Below are 18,693 nucleotides of genomic sequence, written 5' to 3'. Positions count from 1 at the left end.
TGCAGATTCCGACGTATCCGATCAGCTTTTCCGGCGACATCCGATCAGTTATTCCGATATTTTCCGATCACCCATTCCAGTGATATTCGATCACGTGTTCGCTCATCTTCTGACTCGGGTTTAGTCTATTTTTCCTGTGCTGGCTACTCCTTGCTCTTTGCGTAGTGATTCGCCTTTAAGTTCCAGTCTATAGCTGGGGTGTACTGACCGATCGAGTAACGCGTCAGCTGTCGTAGGGTTTTCTATCAGTCCATACCATTTTTTCACCGGCAGTTGACTGATCAGGATGCTGCTGCTTTTGTCGTAGCGATCTTCCATCACCTCCAACAGCATCGTTGCCTGCATCGGACTTATTGATTCTAGGCCCACATCGTCCAAGATCAGTAACTCTATTTTTTCTAACTGCTTAAGCTGTTTTAGATAGGTCCCGTCTACCTGACACTGGTGAAGATGGGCCAGCAACCGACCCACTCGCCAGTAACGCACGCTATATTGCTGCCGGCATGCCTGCTCACTAAGCGCACAACTGAGTCAGGTTTTGCCCGTACCTGTCGGCCCCGTGATGAGTATGCTTTTCTGATATTTCAGATATTGTCCCCCTAGCAGATCTCGCATCTGTTCCAGTGTCACTCCTCGGCTAGGGATATAGCGGATATCTTCCGGTTTTGCCTGCAAGCGCATTTGCAATTGCCGTCGAAGACGGCATATGTGGTTGTTTTTTCTATGCAAATTTTCCGCTTCTACCATCAACGACAACCGCTCCTCGAACCCCAGCTCCCCATAACTCCCCGGGAGTTCGCGTTGCGTCTCCAACGCCTGGACCATTGCCGACAACTTCAGCTCTCGCAGAGCCATTAACAGTGTATCCATATTTATTCTCCTTAGTGATAACTGTCCGGACCTCGGAGGTTTTCGTGAACCAGCATTGATACGCCGGCTCCGTCCTGGGTGACCTCACTTTCACGACCGTGTTTCAATACGTTGGCTATGAAAGAGCGGTTAATGCACCCTTTCTCCAACGCCAGCGCGCAGGCCTTCTCCAGTCGCGTCGTCTCATAGCGCCGTTGCAGATTGAGTAGCCCCAGCACGGAGCGGTAAGCCTGCTCCGGATGGGCTTTGCTCTTTTGGATGGACTCGACCACTTTCAGTGTGCACACACCCACCGACAGCGCCCAACTGCACAGCCTTTCCGGCGTCCACTGACTCTGCCCCTTATGGTTAGCCGGCATGTGCGCCGCCTGAGTCGTGTGCCTATAGGCGTTATCGCTGCGAGGGTGCGTAGCCACGCAGACGCCCTTATGGTGGATTTGCACCAGCCGTTGGGTGGCGATGACGTCAACGCGCTCGCCAACCAGCGGATGCGGCACCGAGTACCAGTTTTTGCCGTAGTCTATGTGGTAATCAGGTCCCACTCGGGCAACGAGATACTCACTGTATTCCCATTGTGTGGGCGGTAGAGGCCCAAGAGCCGGTTTGTCCAGCTGCTCGAAGCGTTCAAGGCGACTTTGTCCGCCGTAATGACGCATCGGGTGCAGATTCAACTCATGATTGAGTTCTCGTATCACCTGGTTGAGTTCGGCCAGCGAGTAGAACCTACGTTTACGCAACCGGGCCAAAACCCAGCGTTCTACCAGCTGCACAGTTGATTCTGCCTTCGCCTTGTCTTTCGGTTTTCTCGGGCGCGCCGGTAGCACCACTGTCTCATAGTGATTTGCCAGCGCCTGGTAGCTTTGGTTTATGACCGGCTCATAGCGGTCAGGGGTGCTGACAGCGCTGCGCAGATTATCAGGTATCATCAGCTCCGGAACCCCACCCATGAAGTGCAGGCAGTGGCTATTGGCGTTGAGCCACGATGCCATGTCCTGGCCTTCGCAGGCTTCGATATACGCATAGCCTGACACGCCCATGGCAGCGACGAAGATAGCGACCTGGCGTACGCTACCGGTCGCAGGGTTGACGATAGGTACGGTGGGGCCACAGAAGTCGATGAAGAGCTTTTCGCCAGCCTTGTGCTCCATGCGCATGGAACACCGCTGCTTCTTTTTCCAGTCACGGAACAGTGCACAAAACTGTGAGTAACCGAGGGCATCACCGCCCACGGCGGACTGATATTCCATCCAGAGCAGCTGCTTGGTCATGCCCTTGCGGCTTAACTCGGTATCGATATCAAGCCAGCTGGGTAAAGTATTGATAACTTTTCCGGATTTGCCGGGATAGAGCAGGCGGTCGAGGTCGACGGGGGACAGTTCCGCCGGCAATGGCCAGACCAGGTTAGCTACCGTGAATCGGCCGAGGATATCGTGCACGGTAGTACAGCCTATGCCGAGCGCTGCTGCGATAGTGCGATTCGAGCGACGCTGCTCGAATTTCATACGTAAGACATTAATATAGATGCACATTTCCGTTCTCGCTTTCTTCTTTTTACGTGCCATGCCATGCCCCCGGAAGCTAAAAGTCTCCAGAGTATGGCGGAACAGAAGATGAGCGATCGGACAGAATCGGAATCGCTGATCGGGCGACCGGAATCAGTGATCGGATGTGACCGGAACCAGCAATTCTCGATAGTAATGCGGGGTGAACAGTTCTGGATGGGCTGAAGGTATTGTTTCGGGTAAGCTTCTCAGCGTCTTCGTCAACCAAATATTCCCGACCTTCAAATATGGCTGGCGGGAAAAAAACGCCCGCCTCGGGCTGCGCGTCTAAGTGTTTCCATACAGCGCGAACGGGCTTGCCGCTGCTTTGTTGAATAAATCCGAAATTTGTGACGACTTCCTCCCTATCAGGGCGATTGTTACATGATGCGGACGCTGTTTGGCATTCCTAAACAGTGTGATCCGGTTAAGTGCTTTAACCATTGCCATAGCCTCACCTACCTGCGCGTCATAGTCATGCAGACTCAGATGACCACTCAGAAGTGTTTTAAACCGGAACATGGCCGTTTCAGCCAGTGAACGCCGGTGATAACCTACTTTCTTTTTCCAGGTATCGTTATTGCCGCTCAGATGCTGATTTGCCACCGCATGGTTACGCTCATGGTATCGAGCTGGCCAATATTGCGCACCACTTCGCGGTGGGATAAGCGGCTTTATTTTTTTCCTCAGCAAAGCATCATGACAGTAACGCGTATCGTAAGCACTGTCAGCCGACGCTTCCCTGATTTTCCGGTGGGTTTGGTTAATCAGCCCGGGCAGCGCCTGCGCATCTGTCGTACCGCTTAGCAATAAATCGGCACAGATAATTTCATGTGTCACGCTATCTACTGCCAGATGAAGCTTGCGCCATACTCTGCGCCTCTCAGCCCCATGCTGCCTGACTTTCCATTCGCCTTCGCCGAAGACTTTCAGGCCGGTGCCATCGATGACCAGGTGTGAGATTTCGCCGCGGGTTGGCGTTTTTATGCTGATGTCGACGGTTTTTGCTCGCCGGCTGACCAGAGAGTAATCTGGGCAGCGCAGCGACAGCCCCATCAGTTTAAAAATCGAGTCAACGAAACCCTGTAACGCCCGGAGCGAAAGGTTAAACACGCGCTTTATCATCAGAACCGTGGTAATGGCCATATCGGTGTAGTGAAGCGGCCGGCCACGATGTTCATTCAGGTGGTGTACTCTCAGTCCATGCAGCAATGGCTGACTCATCAAGCCATACTGTCAGGTCCCCCCGCTGCCTGAGCGCATTGTTAATATGCGGGCCAGTTGGTAATTTTAAACTTTTGCTTTGCCATGGGGACCTGATGTTGAAACGAATGTAGTGATCAGAGCCGCCAGTCACCTAAAAGTTCGATTTATTCAACAAAGCCCCTGAGGTGCTAAACTCGCTGGTGGTGAACTGAATAGGGTTAGCACTACCGGGATCATCATACGGCCAGCCTTACGGCTGCCCTCCTCAGTTCACCATTGATATGTGACTCGGTGCGACATAAGAAAACACGCTCGCGGCGTGTCATTTCTGTCGCGATGATCTCAACGGGGTGCTAAACCCGGCACCTGAATTTGCAAATGCAGAGTGACTATAGCGCATGGGTTGATCTTCCGTCAATACGATTGCTAGGTTACACTTGCCCAAAAGAGGAGGCATCCCCTATGGGTCAAGTTGCATTTGATACTCAAGAATTTGTCGAGACGCTGGAAAAATCTGGCCTGAAGAAAGAGCAAGCCAAAGCCATATCGCTTGTTGTACGTAAGTCGCACGAAGTGGCTAATATTGCTACGAAAGCTGATATCAATGACGTAAAACGTGATATCAGCGATGTGAAGCACGATATTGTTGATGTCCGTAAAGATATGGATGCCCGTTTTGAAAAAAACGAAGTCCAGATGCAGGCACGCTTTGACAAAATCGAGGCTCGTTTCGATAAGCTTGGCTTGCAGATGACAGTCCGGCTCGGGTTGATGGTCGCTGCCGGTGTCAGCATCATAGCCGCCATTCTTAAAATGTAGCACTGGCCTGTGCTCTATAGCCATCGCGTTATACACATCTTCATAAAAGCCTTTCAAAACAATGAGTTATTAAAAATTTTTTGAGTAACAAATTGATTTATAAAGACTTTCATAAGATGTGTATAACGCGATGGCTATAGCGCATGGTTTATCCTTGCGTCAATGAGGGCGGGGGACTTCTGTTTTTGATTGCTGTATATGGGGGCTTTGTTGAATAAATCGAACTTTTAGGTGACTGGCGGCTCTGATCACTACATTCGTTTCAACATCAGGTCCCCATGGCAAAGCAAAAGTTTAAAATTACCAACTGGCCCGCATACAACAATGCGCTCAGGCAGCGGGGGGACCTGACAGTATGGCTTGATGAGTCAGCCATTGCTGCATGGACTGAGAGTACACCACCTGAACATCGTGGCCGGCCGCTTCACTACACCGATATGGCCATTACCACGGTTCTGATGATAAAGCGCGTGTTTAACCTTTCGCTCCGGGCGTTACAGGGTTTCGTTGACTCAATTTTTAAACTGATGGGGCTGTCGCTGCGCTGCCCAGATTACTCTCTGGTCAGCCGGCGAGCAAAAACCGTCGACATCAGCATAAAAACGCCAACCCGCGGCGAAATCTCACACCTGGTCATCGATGGCACCGGCCTGAAAGTCTTCGGCGAAGGCGAATGGAAAGTCAGGCAGCATGGGGCTGAGAGGCGCAGAGTATGGCGCAAGCTTCATCTGGCAGTAGATAGCGTGACACATGAAATTATCTGTGCCGATTTATCGCTAAGCGGTACGACAGATGCGCAGGCGCTGCCCGGGCTGATTAACCAAACCCACCGGAAAATCAGGGAAGCGTCGGCTGACAGTGCTTACGATACGCGTTACTGTCATGATGCTCTGCTGAGAAAAAAAATAAAGCCGCTTATCCCATCGCGAAGTGGTGCGCAATATTGGCCAGCTCGATACTATGAGCGTAACCATGCGGTGGCAAATCAGCATCTGAGCGGCAATAACGATACCTGGAAAAAGAAAGTAGGTTATCACCGGCGTTCACTGGCTGAAACGGCCATGTTCCGGTTTAAAACACTTCTGGGTGGTCATCTGAGTCTGCATGACTATGACGCGCAGGTAGGTGAGGCAATGGCAATGGTTAAAGCACTTAACCGGATCACACTGTTAGGAATGCCAAACAGCGTCCGCATCATGTAACAATCGCCCTGATAGGGAGGGAGTCGTCACAAATTTCGGATTTATTCAACAAAGCGAAAAATTTACTACCCTCAATTTTGAGGTGAGTGAATACACCGACAGCACAGGCCGAAAACTCCCGATGTATACTATGACCAAGGACGGCTTCGTCTTCCTCGTCATGGGTTTTACCGGCAAAAAGGCAGCAGCATTCAAAGAGACCTACATCGCAGAGTTTAACCGCATGGAAGCTGAGCTTTATGCCATGCCGAGATATAACTCCTCAGCAGCCGAGCTATTCACCGACGATGAACTTCGTAGATTAACACATCTTGTTTGGAGTATGGCTAACGGCTTCCGTTTTTAAAAAGCATGGACTCAAGGGATCTGGCATGCTCTACGGCTCGTTACCGGCGTACCATCGTCACAGCACTTTGAAGTTCGGCAGATACCATTATTAGCCGAAGAGTGCAGCCGTATCTACTCTATGACCACCCAGCTAAAGCAAACAATCTTTGAGGCAGAACGACAAGCTATAAAGCGAGTACTCCGTCAGCAAGAAGACGCAAATCTCGTACTTGGCGAGATGCAACGGATGATCGAGGATAGTAGCCAACAGAAGCCTGTTTAGAAATTTGTGTATTTGCCTGATTTTGATATGTTCAATCCAACATCAAAAACAGGTTAATTTATGGACGAAAACCAGTTGCAGGCTCTGGCTAACGAACTGGCCAAAAATCTCAAAACCCCTGAAGATCTCAGTCACTTCGATCGGCTGCTGAAAAAAATCAGCGTCGAAGCAGCTCTCAATGCCGAAATGACCCATCACCTCGGCTACGATAAAAATCAGCCTAAACCGGGGACCAACGCCCGCAACGGCTATTCCACAAAAACCGTTACCACTGGCGATGGCCCGCTGGCGCTGCGTACTCCGCGCGATCGTGACGGTTCCTTTGAACCGCAACTGGTGAAGAAGAACCAGACCCGGATTACCGGGATGGATAACCAGATTTTATCGTTGTACGCCAAAGGGATGACCACCCGCGAGATCGCCGCCGCGTTCAAAGAGCTGTATGACGCCGATGTCTCGCCGGCGCTGGTCTCAAAGGTCACCGATGCGGTCATGGAGCAGGTTGTCGAATGGCAAAACCGGCTTCTGGATGAAGTCTATCCCATTGTTTATCTTGACTGTATCGTTCTAAAAGTCCGGCAGGACAGCCGCATCATCAACAAATCTGTGTTCCTGGCGCTGGGCATCAACATCGAAGGCCAGAAAGAGTTGCTAGGTATGTGGCTGGCCGAAAATGAAGGCGCAAAGTTCTGGCTGAACGTGCTGACAGAGCTGAAAAACCGCGGCCTGAACGATATCCTTATCGCCTGCGTAGACGAGCTGAAAGGTTTCCCTGACGCTATTAACGCGGTGTATCCGGAGGCGCGGCTCCAGCTGTGTATCGTGCATATGATGCGCAACAGCCTGCGGTTCGTCTCCTGGAAGGACTACAAGGCCGTCACCCGCGACCTGAAAGCTATCTATCAGGCCCCTACGGAAGAAGCCGGCTTGCAGGCGCTGGAAGCGTTCTCCAGTGCCTGGGACATCCGCTACCCGCAAATAAGTCGAAGCTGGCAGGCAAACTGGGCCAATCTGGCCACGTTCTTTGCCTACCCAACGGACATCCGCAAGGTGATCTACACGACCAACGCCATCGAGTTGTTAAACAGCGTGATCCGGCATGCCATCAAAAAGCGCAAGGTGTTCCCGACCGACGACGCAGTGAAAAAGGTGGTGTGGCTGGCGATACAGGCGGCCTCACAGAAATGGACAATGCCTTTGAGGGACTGGCGCATGGGCAATGAGCCGCTTTATTATCGAGTTCGGTGACCGCCTGGACGGTCACTTCTGAGAAAAGGCATTTACACAGAATCGTGTACAGGGTCCTGCCAACAGCACTCCAGTGTTATGTCCCACGCTCTGACTAAGTGGCAACAAGCAAACGTTAGCCAGTTCCTGCAACGTCACTAAAATTTCCTTCCTGCCCCGGTAATACACCGGGGTTATATCTTCATCGTTTTTACTAGCGAGGACTTTACTTATACAAAATTTAATCATTGCGCAAACATTAACCATGTCCAGCCTTGAAATTGCTGAGCTGGTTAACAAACGTCACGACAACGTAAAACGGACTATCGAAACGCTGATTAGCAAAGGCGTAATCACTTCTCCTCAAATTGAGGAAAAGCCCACCGCAGGCCGCCCAACGACAGTTTATATGTTTGAGGGCGAACAGGGTAAGCGCTGTCAGCGCCAATTGAAATCTGACCCACCCTGCCGAAGTAAAACTGACCCACCTGCTTCTGTTTTGGGTGGTCTATGCCGCAGGCATACAAGACGCGAAAATAGCTTACAGAGGTGTATAGGAGCTTCTGCGCGCCGATACGTGAGCGAAGCGAACTTCTGTACTAGCATGGCCCCGGAAACCGCGCCAGCTCCCTGCTGAGCCGCTTTTTGACATATCGAAATGGCGACGGCGAGAGGCTAAATATGCATCTGCTGACGGGCATATATTGTGTTGGGTTTTTATTGTCTCCTATGGGCTTTTTTCTTTGAGGTTTTTCCGCAGGTGGTAGCGTTTAAATTGACACAGTGGGTCAGTTTTGGATCGGTAGTGACAAAGCGCGACAGCATTATCGTCGTTGCTCAACTTTGCCCCGAGTTCACGGCCCGTCTGGTTGACCGCTGGCAAGAGCTGGAAAAACAGTTAGCCATCCCCGCCGACCCAATTCAGATGCTCAACGACCCGGCGGCCATGCGCTGCATCCTGCTTACCTACACCGAAAAGGTTATCGCCCTCGAAAGCAAAGTTGAAGAGATGACCCCTGATGTCAAAGCACTGCACCGCATCGCCAAATCTGACGGCGGCATGCGCATCACGAACGCCGCCAAAGAGTTGCAGGTGCGCCCCAAAGACCTGTTCGCTTTCCTCCGCGAGCGTGGCTGGATATATCGCCGTGTTGGAGGAAAGAACTGGATGGCCTACCAGAGCAGAATCCAGTCCGGCTACCTTGAGCATAAAATCTCGATTGTCCCCTGCAACGATGGCACCGACAAGATTCGTGAGTAGGTGATAGTGACGCCTAAGGGACTGGCGAAACTTTCTCAAACTTTCTGCCTCGAACCGGCATAACTAAATCCTTTTCCATCAATTGCTTAGCCACGAGGAATGTTCACGTGCAAAATTTAGTTTCTGAACATATTTTAACCATGTCTAGCCGTGAGATTGCGAAACTGGCAGATAAACAACATAAAAACGTTAAACGTGATATTGAAAAAATGCTCGTTGACCTCGGGAAGATGCGCTCACTTTTGAGCACATCTATTTGGACTCCATGAACTGCCAACAAATGGAGTATCTCCTCGATCGTGACCATACAGAATGCTTACTCATAGAATACAGCGTCGTCCACCGCATGCGTGTTATTAAAAGCTGGCATGAGCTTGAAGAGCGCGCCAGCCAGTTTGCCATTCCACAAACGTATCCAGAGGCGACCCTGTACACGATTCTGTGTAAATGCCTTTTCTCAGAAGTGACCGTCCAGGCGGTCACCGAACTCGATAATAAAGCGGCTCATTGCCATGCGCCAGTCCCTCAAAGGCATTGTCCATTTCTGTGAGGCCGCCTGTATCGCCAGCCACACCACCTTTTTCACTGCGTCGTCGGTCGGGAACACCTTGCGCTTTTTGATGGCATGCCGGATCACGCTGTTTAACGACTCGATGGCGTTGGTCGTGTAGATCACCTTGCGGATGTCCGTTGGGTAGGCAAAGAACGTGGCCAGATTGGCCCAGTTTGCCTGCCAGCTTCGACTTATTTGCGGGTAGCGGATGTCCCAGGCACTGGAGAACGCTTCCAGCGCCTGCAAGCCGGCTTCTTCCGTAGGGGCCTGATAGATAGCTTTCAGGTCGCGGGTGACGGCCTTGTAGTCCTTCCAGGAGACGAACCGCAGGCTGTTGCGCACCATATGCACGATACACAGCTGGAGCCGCGCCTCCGGATACACCGCGTTAATAGCGTCAGGGAAACCTTTCAGCTCGTCTACGCAGGCGATAAGGATATCATTCAGGCCGCGGTTTTTCAGCTCTGTCAGCACGTTCAGCCAGAACTTTGCGCCTTCATTTTCGGCCAGCCACATACCTAGCAACTCTTTCTGGCCTTCGATGTTGATGCCCAGCGCCAGGAACACAGATTTGTTGATGATGCGGCTGTCCAGCCGGACTTTTAGAACTATACAGTCAAGATAAACAATGGGATAGACTGCATACAGAGGCCGGTTTTGCCATTCGACAACCTGCTCCATGACCACATCGGTGACCTTTGAGACCAGCGCCGGCGAGACATCGGCGTCATACAGCTCTTTGAACGCGGCGGCGATCTCGCGGGTGGTCATCCCTTTGGCGTACAACGATAAAATCTGATTATCCATCCCGGTAATCCGGGTCTGGTTCTTCTTCACCAGTTGCGGTTCAAAGGAACCGTCACGATCGCGCGGAGTACGCAGCGCCAGCGGGCCATCGCCAGTGGTAACGGTTTTTGTGGAATAGCCGTTGCGGGCGTTGGTCCCCGGTTTAGGCTGATTTTTATCGTAGCCGAGGTGATGGGTCATTTCGGCATTGAGAGCTGCTTCGACGCTGATTTTTTTCAGCAGCCGATCGAAGTGACTGAGATCTTCAGGGGTTTTGAGATTTTTGGCCAGTTCGCTAGCCAGAGCCTGCAACTGTTTTTCGTCCATAAATTAACCTGTTTTTGATGTTGGATTGAACATATCAAAATCAGGCAAATACACAAATTTCTAAACAGGCTCAAATGGTTCGCAGATATGCACACCTAGCACCGAATCATTTAACTGAGCACGCTAAGCAAATAGACGCCATTTTTAATAAGCATGTCCCAAATTTGTCCTACAGCAGTAAGTACGATGGTACCAATGATTCTTAACTTATTGATTTTACTGGTGCCGATAATAGGAGTCGAACCTACGACCTTCGCATTACGAATGCGCTGCTCTACCAACTGAGCTATATCGGCATGGGGAAATGATCATGCGGGCGTTAATCTGAGTACACACGTTATGCAAAACTGGGAAAAGAGTCAATAGGCGCGCGTGCAAGTGCTGATAATTGCAGCATCTTGCCCCTTTCGAGGTAACCCTACCGAGACAACAGACTCGCCGCCGCGATAGCCTAAGAGCCTCGTGCCGCACAGCGGCGTGGTTACCCTGGCCGGGCTGCTTGCGTGTATCGCAGGCGTGTTTTCCAGCGCCAGTCGTGGGGGGCGACCAACGCGGTTTTGTTGGCCGAAAAACCGCCGCAGTACTCAGGGCCGGCTGAGGTTGTCGCCGTAACCGATCCATTTGTAAGTCGTTAACGCTTCCAGACCCATTGGCCCGCGGGCGTGCAGTTTTTGGGTGTTGACCGCCACTTCGGCGCCAAGGCCAAACTGTCCGCCGTCGGTAAAACGGGTGCTGGCATTAACATAGACCGCCGAGGAGTCCACTTCGCGTACGAAGCTTTCAGCCGCCTGAATCGATTGGGTCAGAATGGCGTCAGAATGCTGAGTGCCGTAATGACGAATATGTTCCACCGCCTGGTCGAAACCGTCCACCAGCTTGACATTCAAGTCGCGGGACAGCCATTCGTCATGGTAATCGGCCTCGGTCACGGTAACACAGGTCGCGGGACCGTCAGCCAGATAGGGACGCGCGTTGTCATCGGCGTGTAGCGTGACGCCCAGCGCATGCATATGGCGGCTCAGACGCGGCAGGAAACGTTCGGCGATACAGCTGGTGTTACCAGCAGCGTTTCAAGCGAGTTATAGGCGCAGGGGCGCTGTATTTTGGCGTTTTCAATCACCGGCAGCGCCTGCTCGAAATCAATAGTGTCATCGGCATAGATATGGCAAACGCCGATCCCACCGGTGATAACCTGAATCGTGGACTGTTCGCGGCACAGCTTGTGCAGGCCTGCACCGCCGCGCGGGATCAGCATATCGACGTAGCGATCCAGGCGCAGCAACGTGTTGACCAGCGCGCGATCCGGGTTTTCGATGGCCTGCACCGCGCTTGCAGGCAGGCCGCAGCCCGTCAGCGCCTGCTGTATGACCTTTACCGTAGCGGCATTGGTGCGGTAGGTTTCCTTACCGCCGCGCAAAATCACCGCGTTGCCGGTTTTCAAGCACAGCGCCGCGACATCGACGGTCACGTTGGGGCGAGCTTCATAAATCACGCCCACCACGCCGAGCGGTACCCGGCGACGCTCCAGCGACAGCCCGCTGTCCAACCGCTGGCCCCCGATAACCTGGCCCACCGGATCGGTAAGGCGGCACACCTGTCGCACGTCCGCGGCGATAGCGCTAAGGCGCGCCGGATTTAAAAGCAGGCGGTCCAGTAGCGCATCGCTCAGGCCGTTACGGCGCGCCTCCGCCATATCCTGCGTGTTGGCATCGAGGATGCTTTGGCTATTGGCCTCCAGGCTATCGGCAATCGCCTCCAGCGCCCGATCCTTTTGCGCGCTGCTCAATACCGCGAGCTACCATGAAGCCTGTTTCGCCGCTTTGCCCATTTGCTCAAGCATGTGCGTTCCTTAACATAAAATCATATCGTCACGGTGGATGGCCACGGGCCCATATTCATAGCCCAGAATATCACTGATGTCCTGGGAGTGTTGACCGGCAATCATGCGCAGGGCATCGCTGTTGTAACGGCTGATGCCATGAGCGATATCGCGACCGTCGGAGCTGAGGATACGGACCACAATCCCGCGGGAAAAATCACCTTCCACCACCAGGATCCCTTTGGGCAACAGCGAGCTGCCGCGCTGTAATATCGCTTTTTGCGCGCCATCGTCGACGGTGATGTCCCCCGCCGGCGGCGGGCCGAACAGCCAGCGTTTGCGGTTCTCCAGCGGCATTTTTTGCCCATGGAAACGGGTGCCTACCGATTCACACACCATCACATCGCCAATCACGCCCGGTTTGCCGCCGGCCGCAATCACGACTTCGATTCCCGCGCGGTTGGCAACTTCCGCCGCCTGCAATTTGGTTGCCATGCCGCCGGTACCGAGGCCGGAAACGCTGCCGCCGGCCATCTTGCGCAGCGCGTCATTGATGCCTTCGACTTCGCGAATCAGCTCGGCGTCGGGGTGGGTGCGCGGATCGGCGGAAAACAGCCCCGGCTGATCGGTTAGCAGTAGCAACTTGTCAGCGTCGGCAAGGATCGCCACCAGCGCCGAAAGATTATCGTTGTCGCCCACTTTGATTTCAGCGGTGGCAACCGCATCATTTTCATTAATCACCGGCACGATGCCGTTATCCAGCAGGGCGCGCAGCGTGTCGCGGGCGTTGAGAAAACGTTCTAGATCTTCCATGTCGGCACGAGTCAGCAACATTTGACCAATATGGATATTGTAGAGGGAAAACAGCTGCTCCCAAAACTGAATCAAGCGGCTCTGCCCTACCGCCGCCAATAGCTGCTTGGAGGCTATGGTGGTGGGCAGGTCGGGATAATTGAGGTACTCCCGTCCGGCGGCAATGGCGCCGGAGGTGACGATGATAATGCGGTGTCCGGCGGCGTGCAGCGGAGCACATGGGAATGTCTATGAAATTAGCGGTGTTGCTATTGATACCCACGGCAACGCGTCTAAAAAAGCGAAGACAACCCTCACCGTCACGCAGCCCGCTATTAACAATACCACCAGCGAGTTTACGCCGGCGAAAGCACCCTGCCGGCCGATAATGCCTCGCAGCAAACGCTGACCTTGCAGGTAAAGGATATACAGGGTAATCCCGTCGATATTGGCGAGGACGAGATTACGATTACCACCAAAAATGAGCAGGAGAATTCTGGCGCCAAGGTCTCCACGCTACAACGTCAGGAGAGCGGTATATTCACGTTGGTGGTGACGGCAGGAACGGGAACCGATGTGGTTAAAATAACGCCCAGCGCCCGCGCGGTGACCTTTACACCCGCCAGCGTGACGGTGGAGGCTGACAACGCGACGGCGCAGATCAAAACCCTGGAAGTCGTTTCGGATAATGCCGCCGCCGACGGTACGGAAACTAATCAGGTCAAAGTGGCCGTCGTGGATGCCCATGACAACCCGGTACCGAATCAAACGGTGACGTTCACTGCGGATAATGGCGTAACCATTATCGACAATGCCACGACCGATGCCAACGGATTAGCCATAGCCAGTCTTACCAGTTTGAAAGCAGGCGAGGCTATCGTTACCGCGGCGCTCGAAAATAAGACGACTAAAACGGTCAAAACGACCTTTGTCAGCGATGAAAAATCGGCGGTAATCGCCGAGTTGAACGTGGTCTCTGATAACGCGACCGCCGACGGTAAAACCGAAAATCAGCTTAAAGTCAGCGTAACGGACGCCAATGGTAATGTCATCGACAATACGCCCGTAACGCTAAAGGTCGAAAGCGGTGTGACATTATCTTCCGACAGCGTCACGACGGATAAAGAGGGGGCGGCAACGTTTAGCGCCATGAGTACCACGTCCGGTACGTTCAAGGTTACCGCGACGACGAACGGTCATGCTAAATCGGCCTCTATTACCTTTGTTGCCGGCGAGGTGGTGGGTGTTAAATCCACGCTGCAAGCGGATAAAACCCTGATTGTCTCTGACGGTAGCCGCGCCATCAATCTGACGTTCACCGCGCGTGATGAGAATAATAATGCCGTGACGGGCTTGACGGTGGCATTTGTACCGGATGACGTTGAGGGCCAAATAAGCGCGGTCAGCGAGCATGACGGTGTTTATACCGCGATCTTTACCTCCACCAAACCTGGCGTAGGCAGCATCGCCGTTTCGGTTAACGGTACCCGGCTAGAGGAGCTTAAGGCGGTTGATGCGGGTGTTTATTCGTCGACATTGTCACTGTCGGTCAATGCCAGCTCTTAATGTTCGCTGGGGCGCCGTACGGGAAAACCGGCCCCCCATGAACCTCGTTTAATTACACAGCATTGCGGTCGCTACCGCGGTGCGAGGATTATGACATGAAGATTAGAATCAGTAAGACTTATTTATCGATATTCGCGTCACTTTGCATGTGGATGTTCGCGACATCAAATGCGTACGCGCTAGCCTGCTATATCGGCGATGACTCGACCGCCATGGCCGAGTCGGTGACGTTGGGCGCGGTGGCTTATCTGAAGGGCGCGTCCAATGGGGACAGAATTTGGGAATCGCAAACTTACACGAGAAACGTCACCTGCAAAAGTCAACTTAACTCGGGTGAGGAAAATTTATATGTTTATCCTTATCCAAGATGGGGCACTCAGCAATTACCTGAAGGGGTTAAATTGGGATTAATTTTTGATGGTAAAGATCTCGGTTTATTTGACGCCGATGAGAATGCGTATGACAGTAAAGTCATGACTGACTATGTCATCGCCAAAGATGAAACCAAGAAGATCAATGTTTCTTTTAAGGTCTATCTGGTAAAGCAAGGTGAGATCAGCACTCAGGGCGTGACGAATTTGACTCTTTTCCAATTGGATGGCAAAATATCGCTGCGCGATTCAAACTATGCTTTCTCCATCGACGGTTGGGATAATATTGGCAGCGTGAGCTGCGATAGCTCTTTCGTCAGTAACAATGCCAAGCTCTCCTCAATCGATACCGACAAGGCGTTAGCCGGTTCGGCATCGGAAGAAAGCACCGTGGGGTCGGTTAAGCTCAGCTGTAGCAGTGAGTCAACGACCGTCTTGAGTTCATATTAGTCATGTTTTCGGTACTCTTAAGGTCAATGGGTCGCCATTCAGCGGTAATAGCGGTTATTTTGCCACTGATAAAACAGGGCTGGGCGTTGGCGTTTCTTACAGCGGCACGAGCATTGCCCCGGGGGGAACCCTGGACCTGAGCGTACCGGTTAGCGCCGGCAGCAAGGCGTTAACGTTCACCCTTAACCCGCATTTGACAACGTCCTTGGCGCTCGGAACCCCCGATTGGCTCTTTATCAGCCAGGCTCAAGATATAAAGAGCGACGTGACGTTGAGTTTTACGCCGCAAAGCCTGCAATCGGACTAAACGTATGCTCGCGCATATCACCGAGCGGGTCCGTACGTTCGCGAAGGGGTGGGGCCGCAAAACCGCCGTATGCCCCTCCTCATCATAGCGGGCGGCCTTAAGCAACGGGATGACAAGAGAACGTGTCCGCTATTTTTGACCTATCACCCCTTTACCTTTGTCATTGCCGTTGTGGCATAGGTAGAGGTCCACTCACGCCGGCCGGGCTAGCGGTGCATTCCGATTTCATCGTGATTACCAACAGACATTAACGCCTTCTTTAAGGCGTTTTGGCGGTATGTAATGATTCAGGTCAACACTGTGGCAATACTCAATCAGCCCGTTAAATGAGTTAGTGCCGATTTTGCTATAAATTTTTTGTAATCTATTTTCAATTGTTCTATGTGAAATGAAAAGCTTAGGCGACATTTCTTTCGCCGGTATTTTCTGTATCGCGTAAAAGATTACGTCCAGTTCTTTAGCGGAGAATATGTCAACGGGCGGCGTTAACGTTATCACTGACGGCTTGAGGTTGTTGAAGAAGTCGCCGAGGGATATAAAGGGCTTTGGGCTTTGTTGAATAAATCGAACTTTTAGGTGACTGGCGGCTCTGATCACTACATTCGTTTCAACATCAGGTCCCCATGGCAAAGCAAAAGTTTAAAATCACCAACTGGCCCGCATACAACAATGCGCTCAGGCAGCGGGGGGACCTGACAGTATGGCTTGATGAGTCAGCCATTGCTGCATGAACTGAGAGTACACCACCTGAACATCGTGGCCGGCCGCTTCACTACACCGATATGGCCATTACCACAGTTCTGATGATAAAGCGCGTGTTTAACCTTTCGCTCCGGGCGTTACAGGGTTTCGTTGCCGCGATTTTTAAACTGATGGGGTTGTCGCTGCGCTGCCCAGATTACTCTCTGGTCAGCCGGCGAGCAAAAACCGTCGACATCAGCATAAAAACGCCAACCCGCGGCGAAATCTCACACCTGGTCATCGATGGCACCGGCCTGAAAATCTTCGGCGAAGGCGAATGGAAAGTCAGGCAGCATGGGGCTGAGAGGCGCAGAGTATGGCGCAAGCTTCATCTGGCAGTAGATAGCGCGACACATGAAATTATCTGTGCCGATTTATCGCTAAGCGGTACGACAGATGCGCAGGCGCTGCCCGGGCTGATTAACCAAACTCACCGGAAAATCAGGGAAGCGTCGGCTGACAGTGCTTACAATACGCGTTACTGTCATGATGCTCTGCTGAGGAAAAAAATAAAGCCGCTTATCCTACCGCGAAGTGGTGAGCAATATTGGCCAGCTCGATACCATGAGCGTAACCATGCGGTGGCAAATCAGCATCTGAGGAGCCTGTTTAGAAATTTGTGTATTTGCCTGATTTTGATATGTTCAATCCAACATCAAAAACAGGTTAATTTATGGACGAAAAACAGTTGCAGGCTCTGGCTAACGAACTGGCCAAAAATCTCAAAACCCCTGAAGATCTCAGTCACCTCGATCGGCTGCTGAAAAAAATCAGCGTCGAAGCAGCTCTCAATGCCGAAATGACCCATCACCTCGGCTACGATAAAAATCAGCCTAAACCGGGGATCAACGCCCGCAACGGCTATTCCACAAAAACCGTTACCGCTGGCGCTGCGTACTCCGCGCGATCGTGACGGTTCCTTTGAACCGCAACTGGTGAAGAAGAACCAGACCCGGATTACCGGGATGGATAACCAGATTTTATCGTTGTACGCCAAAGGGATGACCACCCGCGAGATCGCCGCAGCGTTCAAAGAGCTGTATGACGCCGATGTCTCGCCGGCGCTGGTCTCAAAGGTCACCGATGCGGTCATGGAGCAGGTTGTCGAATGGCAAAACCGGCCTCTGGATGCAGTCTATCCCATTGTTTATCTTGACTGTATCGTTCTAAAAGTCCGGCAGGACAGCCGCATCATCAACAAATCTGTGTTCCTGGCGCTGGGCATCAACATCGAAGGCCAGAAAGAGTTGCTAGGTATGTGGCTGGCCGAAAATGAAGGCACAAAGTTATGGCTGAACGTGCTGACAGAGCTGAAAAACCGCGGCCTGAACGATATCCTTATCGCCTGCGTAGACGGGCTGAAAGGTTTCCCTGACGCTATTAACGCGGTGTATCCGGAGGCGCGGCTCCAGCTGTGTATCGTGCATATGGTGCGCAACAGCCTGCGGTTCGTCTCCTGGAAGGACTACAAGGCCGTCACCCGCGACCTGAAAGCTATCTATCAGGCCCCTACGGAAGAAGCCGGCTTGCAGGCGCTGGAAGCGTTCTCCAGTGCCTGGGACATCCGCTACCCGCAAATAAGTCGAAGCTGGCAGGCAAACTGGGCCAATCTGGCCACGTTCTTTGCCTACCCAACGGACATCCGCAAGGTGATCTACACTACCAACGCCATCGAGTCGTTAAACAGCGTGATCCGGCATGCCATCAAAAAGCGCAAGGTGTTCCCGACCGACGACGCAGTGAAAAAGGTGGTGTGGCTGGCGATACAGGCGGCCTCACAGAAATGGACAATGCCTTTGAGGGACTGGCGCATGGCAATGAGCCGCTTTATTATCGAGTTCGGTGACCGCCTGGACGGTCACTTCTGAGAAAAGGCATTTACACAGAATCGTGTACAGGGTCAAGTCGTCACAAATTTCGGATTTATTCAACAAAGCGGCGCCGGGGGATCTTTTTGGCAGAGATCCTCATTCATTCGCCGCCAGGCGGTGGCACTGTGCCACAGACCGCCCCACCGGCCCGGCAAGCGCTTGGGCTCCTCCTGTTGATACCGTTCTGGCGCGGCAACCGGCGCCTGGCGAGAATACGCAAGCGGCAGAATAAAGTGTCCCTTTTCTGCGATGGCGGCTGGATGTGTTTCAATTTTCTCTGCTGCACTGAGAGCAACCTTATGAAAGGTGATGTGCGGATGACTCAATACGAGGGAAGTGATGATGGGCATCGATAATCTCCTGCATAGTGTATT

General features: G+C 52.5%; 8 protein-coding genes, 1 tRNA gene and 12 pseudogenes. 12 read left to right on the top strand and 9 right to left on the bottom strand.

Translation table 11 applies throughout. The features are described 5' to 3' along the window. Window positions 1–120 precede the first annotated feature (120 nt). The 3 genes and pseudogenes from istB to SOPEG_RS04220 all read right to left on the bottom strand — a co-directional run bounded on the left by istB (window position 121) and on the right by SOPEG_RS04220 (window position 3,721). Window positions 121–870 (bottom strand): annotated as a pseudogene (gene istB / locus SOPEG_RS04230) (IS21-like element ISSoEn3 family helper ATPase IstB). Window positions 871–881: 11 nt separating this feature from the next. Continuing rightward, window positions 882–2,432: an IS21-like element ISSoEn3 family transposase gene (gene istA / locus SOPEG_RS04225; RefSeq protein WP_025244416.1), complete on the bottom strand. Its 1,551-nt coding sequence runs from the start codon at window positions 2,430–2,432 to the stop codon at window positions 882–884. A 359-nt stretch (window positions 2,433–2,791) separates the two neighbouring features. Further along, a pseudogene (locus SOPEG_RS04220) lies at window positions 2,792–3,721 on the bottom strand (IS5 family transposase). A 358-nt stretch (window positions 3,722–4,079) separates the two neighbouring features. Here SOPEG_RS04220 and SOPEG_RS04215 point away from each other — a divergent pair. From SOPEG_RS04215 to SOPEG_RS27045, 7 genes and pseudogenes are all read left to right on the top strand, one after another. Beyond that, window positions 4,080–4,436: a CCDC90 family protein gene (locus SOPEG_RS04215; protein WP_025244414.1), complete on the top strand. Its 357-nt coding sequence runs from the start codon at window positions 4,080–4,082 to the stop codon at window positions 4,434–4,436. Between the two features lie 278 nt (window positions 4,437–4,714). Then, a complete protein-coding gene (locus SOPEG_RS04210) occupies window positions 4,715–5,638 on the top strand; it encodes an IS5 family transposase (RefSeq protein WP_025244413.1) in 924 nt (307 codons plus the stop codon). A gap of 52 nt (window positions 5,639–5,690) precedes the next feature. Beyond that, a pseudogene (locus tag SOPEG_RS30755) lies at window positions 5,691–6,248 on the top strand (Rha family transcriptional regulator); the annotation flags it as partial. Window positions 6,249–6,308: 60 nt separating this feature from the next. Continuing rightward, a pseudogene (locus tag SOPEG_RS04200) lies at window positions 6,309–7,518 on the top strand (IS256 family transposase). A gap of 222 nt (window positions 7,519–7,740) precedes the next feature. After that, window positions 7,741–7,911 (top strand): annotated as a pseudogene (locus SOPEG_RS24055) (Rha family transcriptional regulator); the annotation flags it as partial. A gap of 375 nt (window positions 7,912–8,286) precedes the next feature. Then, window positions 8,287–8,736: pseudogene (locus SOPEG_RS04195) on the top strand (phage antirepressor KilAC domain-containing protein); the annotation flags it as partial. Between the two features lie 107 nt (window positions 8,737–8,843). Continuing rightward, the gene (locus SOPEG_RS27045; RefSeq protein WP_200867855.1) at window positions 8,844–9,005 is read left to right on the top strand and encodes a Rha family transcriptional regulator; all 162 of its coding nucleotides are present in this window, start codon (window positions 8,844–8,846) and stop codon (window positions 9,003–9,005) included. A gap of 188 nt (window positions 9,006–9,193) precedes the next feature. Here SOPEG_RS27045 and SOPEG_RS04190 read toward each other — a convergent pair whose 3' ends face one another. Then, entirely contained in the window at window positions 9,194–10,402 is a 1,209-nt protein-coding gene (locus tag SOPEG_RS04190; protein WP_025244411.1) for an IS256-like element ISSoEn2 family transposase, read from the bottom strand. A 71-nt stretch (window positions 10,403–10,473) separates the two neighbouring features. Here SOPEG_RS04190 and SOPEG_RS29130 point away from each other — a divergent pair. Continuing rightward, window positions 10,474–10,608 (top strand): annotated as a pseudogene (locus SOPEG_RS29130) (integrase); the annotation flags it as partial. A gap of 14 nt (window positions 10,609–10,622) precedes the next feature. Here SOPEG_RS29130 and SOPEG_RS04185 read toward each other — a convergent pair. The 3 genes and pseudogenes from SOPEG_RS04185 to proB form a co-directional block, all read right to left on the bottom strand. After that, window positions 10,623–10,698, bottom strand: a tRNA-Thr gene (locus SOPEG_RS04185). 288 nt (window positions 10,699–10,986) lie between these two features. Beyond that, a pseudogene (gene proA / locus SOPEG_RS04180) lies at window positions 10,987–12,188 on the bottom strand (glutamate-5-semialdehyde dehydrogenase). Between the two features lie 63 nt (window positions 12,189–12,251). Continuing rightward, window positions 12,252–13,253: pseudogene (proB, locus tag SOPEG_RS04175) on the bottom strand (glutamate 5-kinase); the annotation flags it as partial. A gap of 171 nt (window positions 13,254–13,424) precedes the next feature. On the opposite strand from proB, the gene SOPEG_RS04170 reads away from it, so the two are divergent. After that, the gene (locus tag SOPEG_RS04170) at window positions 13,425–14,579 is read left to right on the top strand and encodes an Ig-like domain-containing protein (RefSeq protein ID WP_025244410.1); all 1,155 of its coding nucleotides are present in this window, start codon (window positions 13,425–13,427) and stop codon (window positions 14,577–14,579) included. A 152-nt stretch (window positions 14,580–14,731) separates the two neighbouring features. Continuing rightward, window positions 14,732–15,400 (top strand): hypothetical protein, encoded by a 669-nt coding sequence (locus SOPEG_RS04165; protein ID WP_158382328.1) that lies wholly within the window; start codon window positions 14,732–14,734, stop codon window positions 15,398–15,400. Between the two features lie 541 nt (window positions 15,401–15,941). On the opposite strand, the pseudogene SOPEG_RS04160 reads toward SOPEG_RS04165, so the two are convergent. Beyond that, window positions 15,942–16,247 (bottom strand): annotated as a pseudogene (locus SOPEG_RS04160) (helix-turn-helix transcriptional regulator); the annotation flags it as partial. 83 nt (window positions 16,248–16,330) lie between these two features. Between SOPEG_RS04160 and SOPEG_RS24035 the strand changes: the two are divergent. Then, window positions 16,331–17,047, top strand: a pseudogene (locus tag SOPEG_RS24035) (IS5 family transposase); the annotation flags it as partial. Window positions 17,048–17,121: 74 nt separating this feature from the next. Further along, window positions 17,122–18,316 (top strand): annotated as a pseudogene (locus SOPEG_RS04145) (IS256 family transposase). A 59-nt stretch (window positions 18,317–18,375) separates the two neighbouring features. Here SOPEG_RS04145 and SOPEG_RS04140 read toward each other — a convergent pair. Continuing rightward, window positions 18,376–18,669 carry a hypothetical protein gene (locus SOPEG_RS04140; RefSeq protein ID WP_025244407.1) on the bottom strand — a complete coding sequence of 98 codons (294 nt, stop codon included), beginning with the start codon at window positions 18,667–18,669 and terminating at the stop codon, window positions 18,376–18,378. Window positions 18,670–18,693: the final 24 nt, after the last annotated feature.

The sequence above is a fragment of the Candidatus Sodalis pierantonius str. SOPE genome (assembly GCF_000517405.1).
Taxonomy (GTDB): domain Bacteria; phylum Pseudomonadota; class Gammaproteobacteria; order Enterobacterales; family Enterobacteriaceae; genus Sodalis_C; species Sodalis_C pierantonii.
Note: the sequence above shows the minus strand (reverse complement) of the source record. Positions and strands in the feature narration are given on the sequence as shown.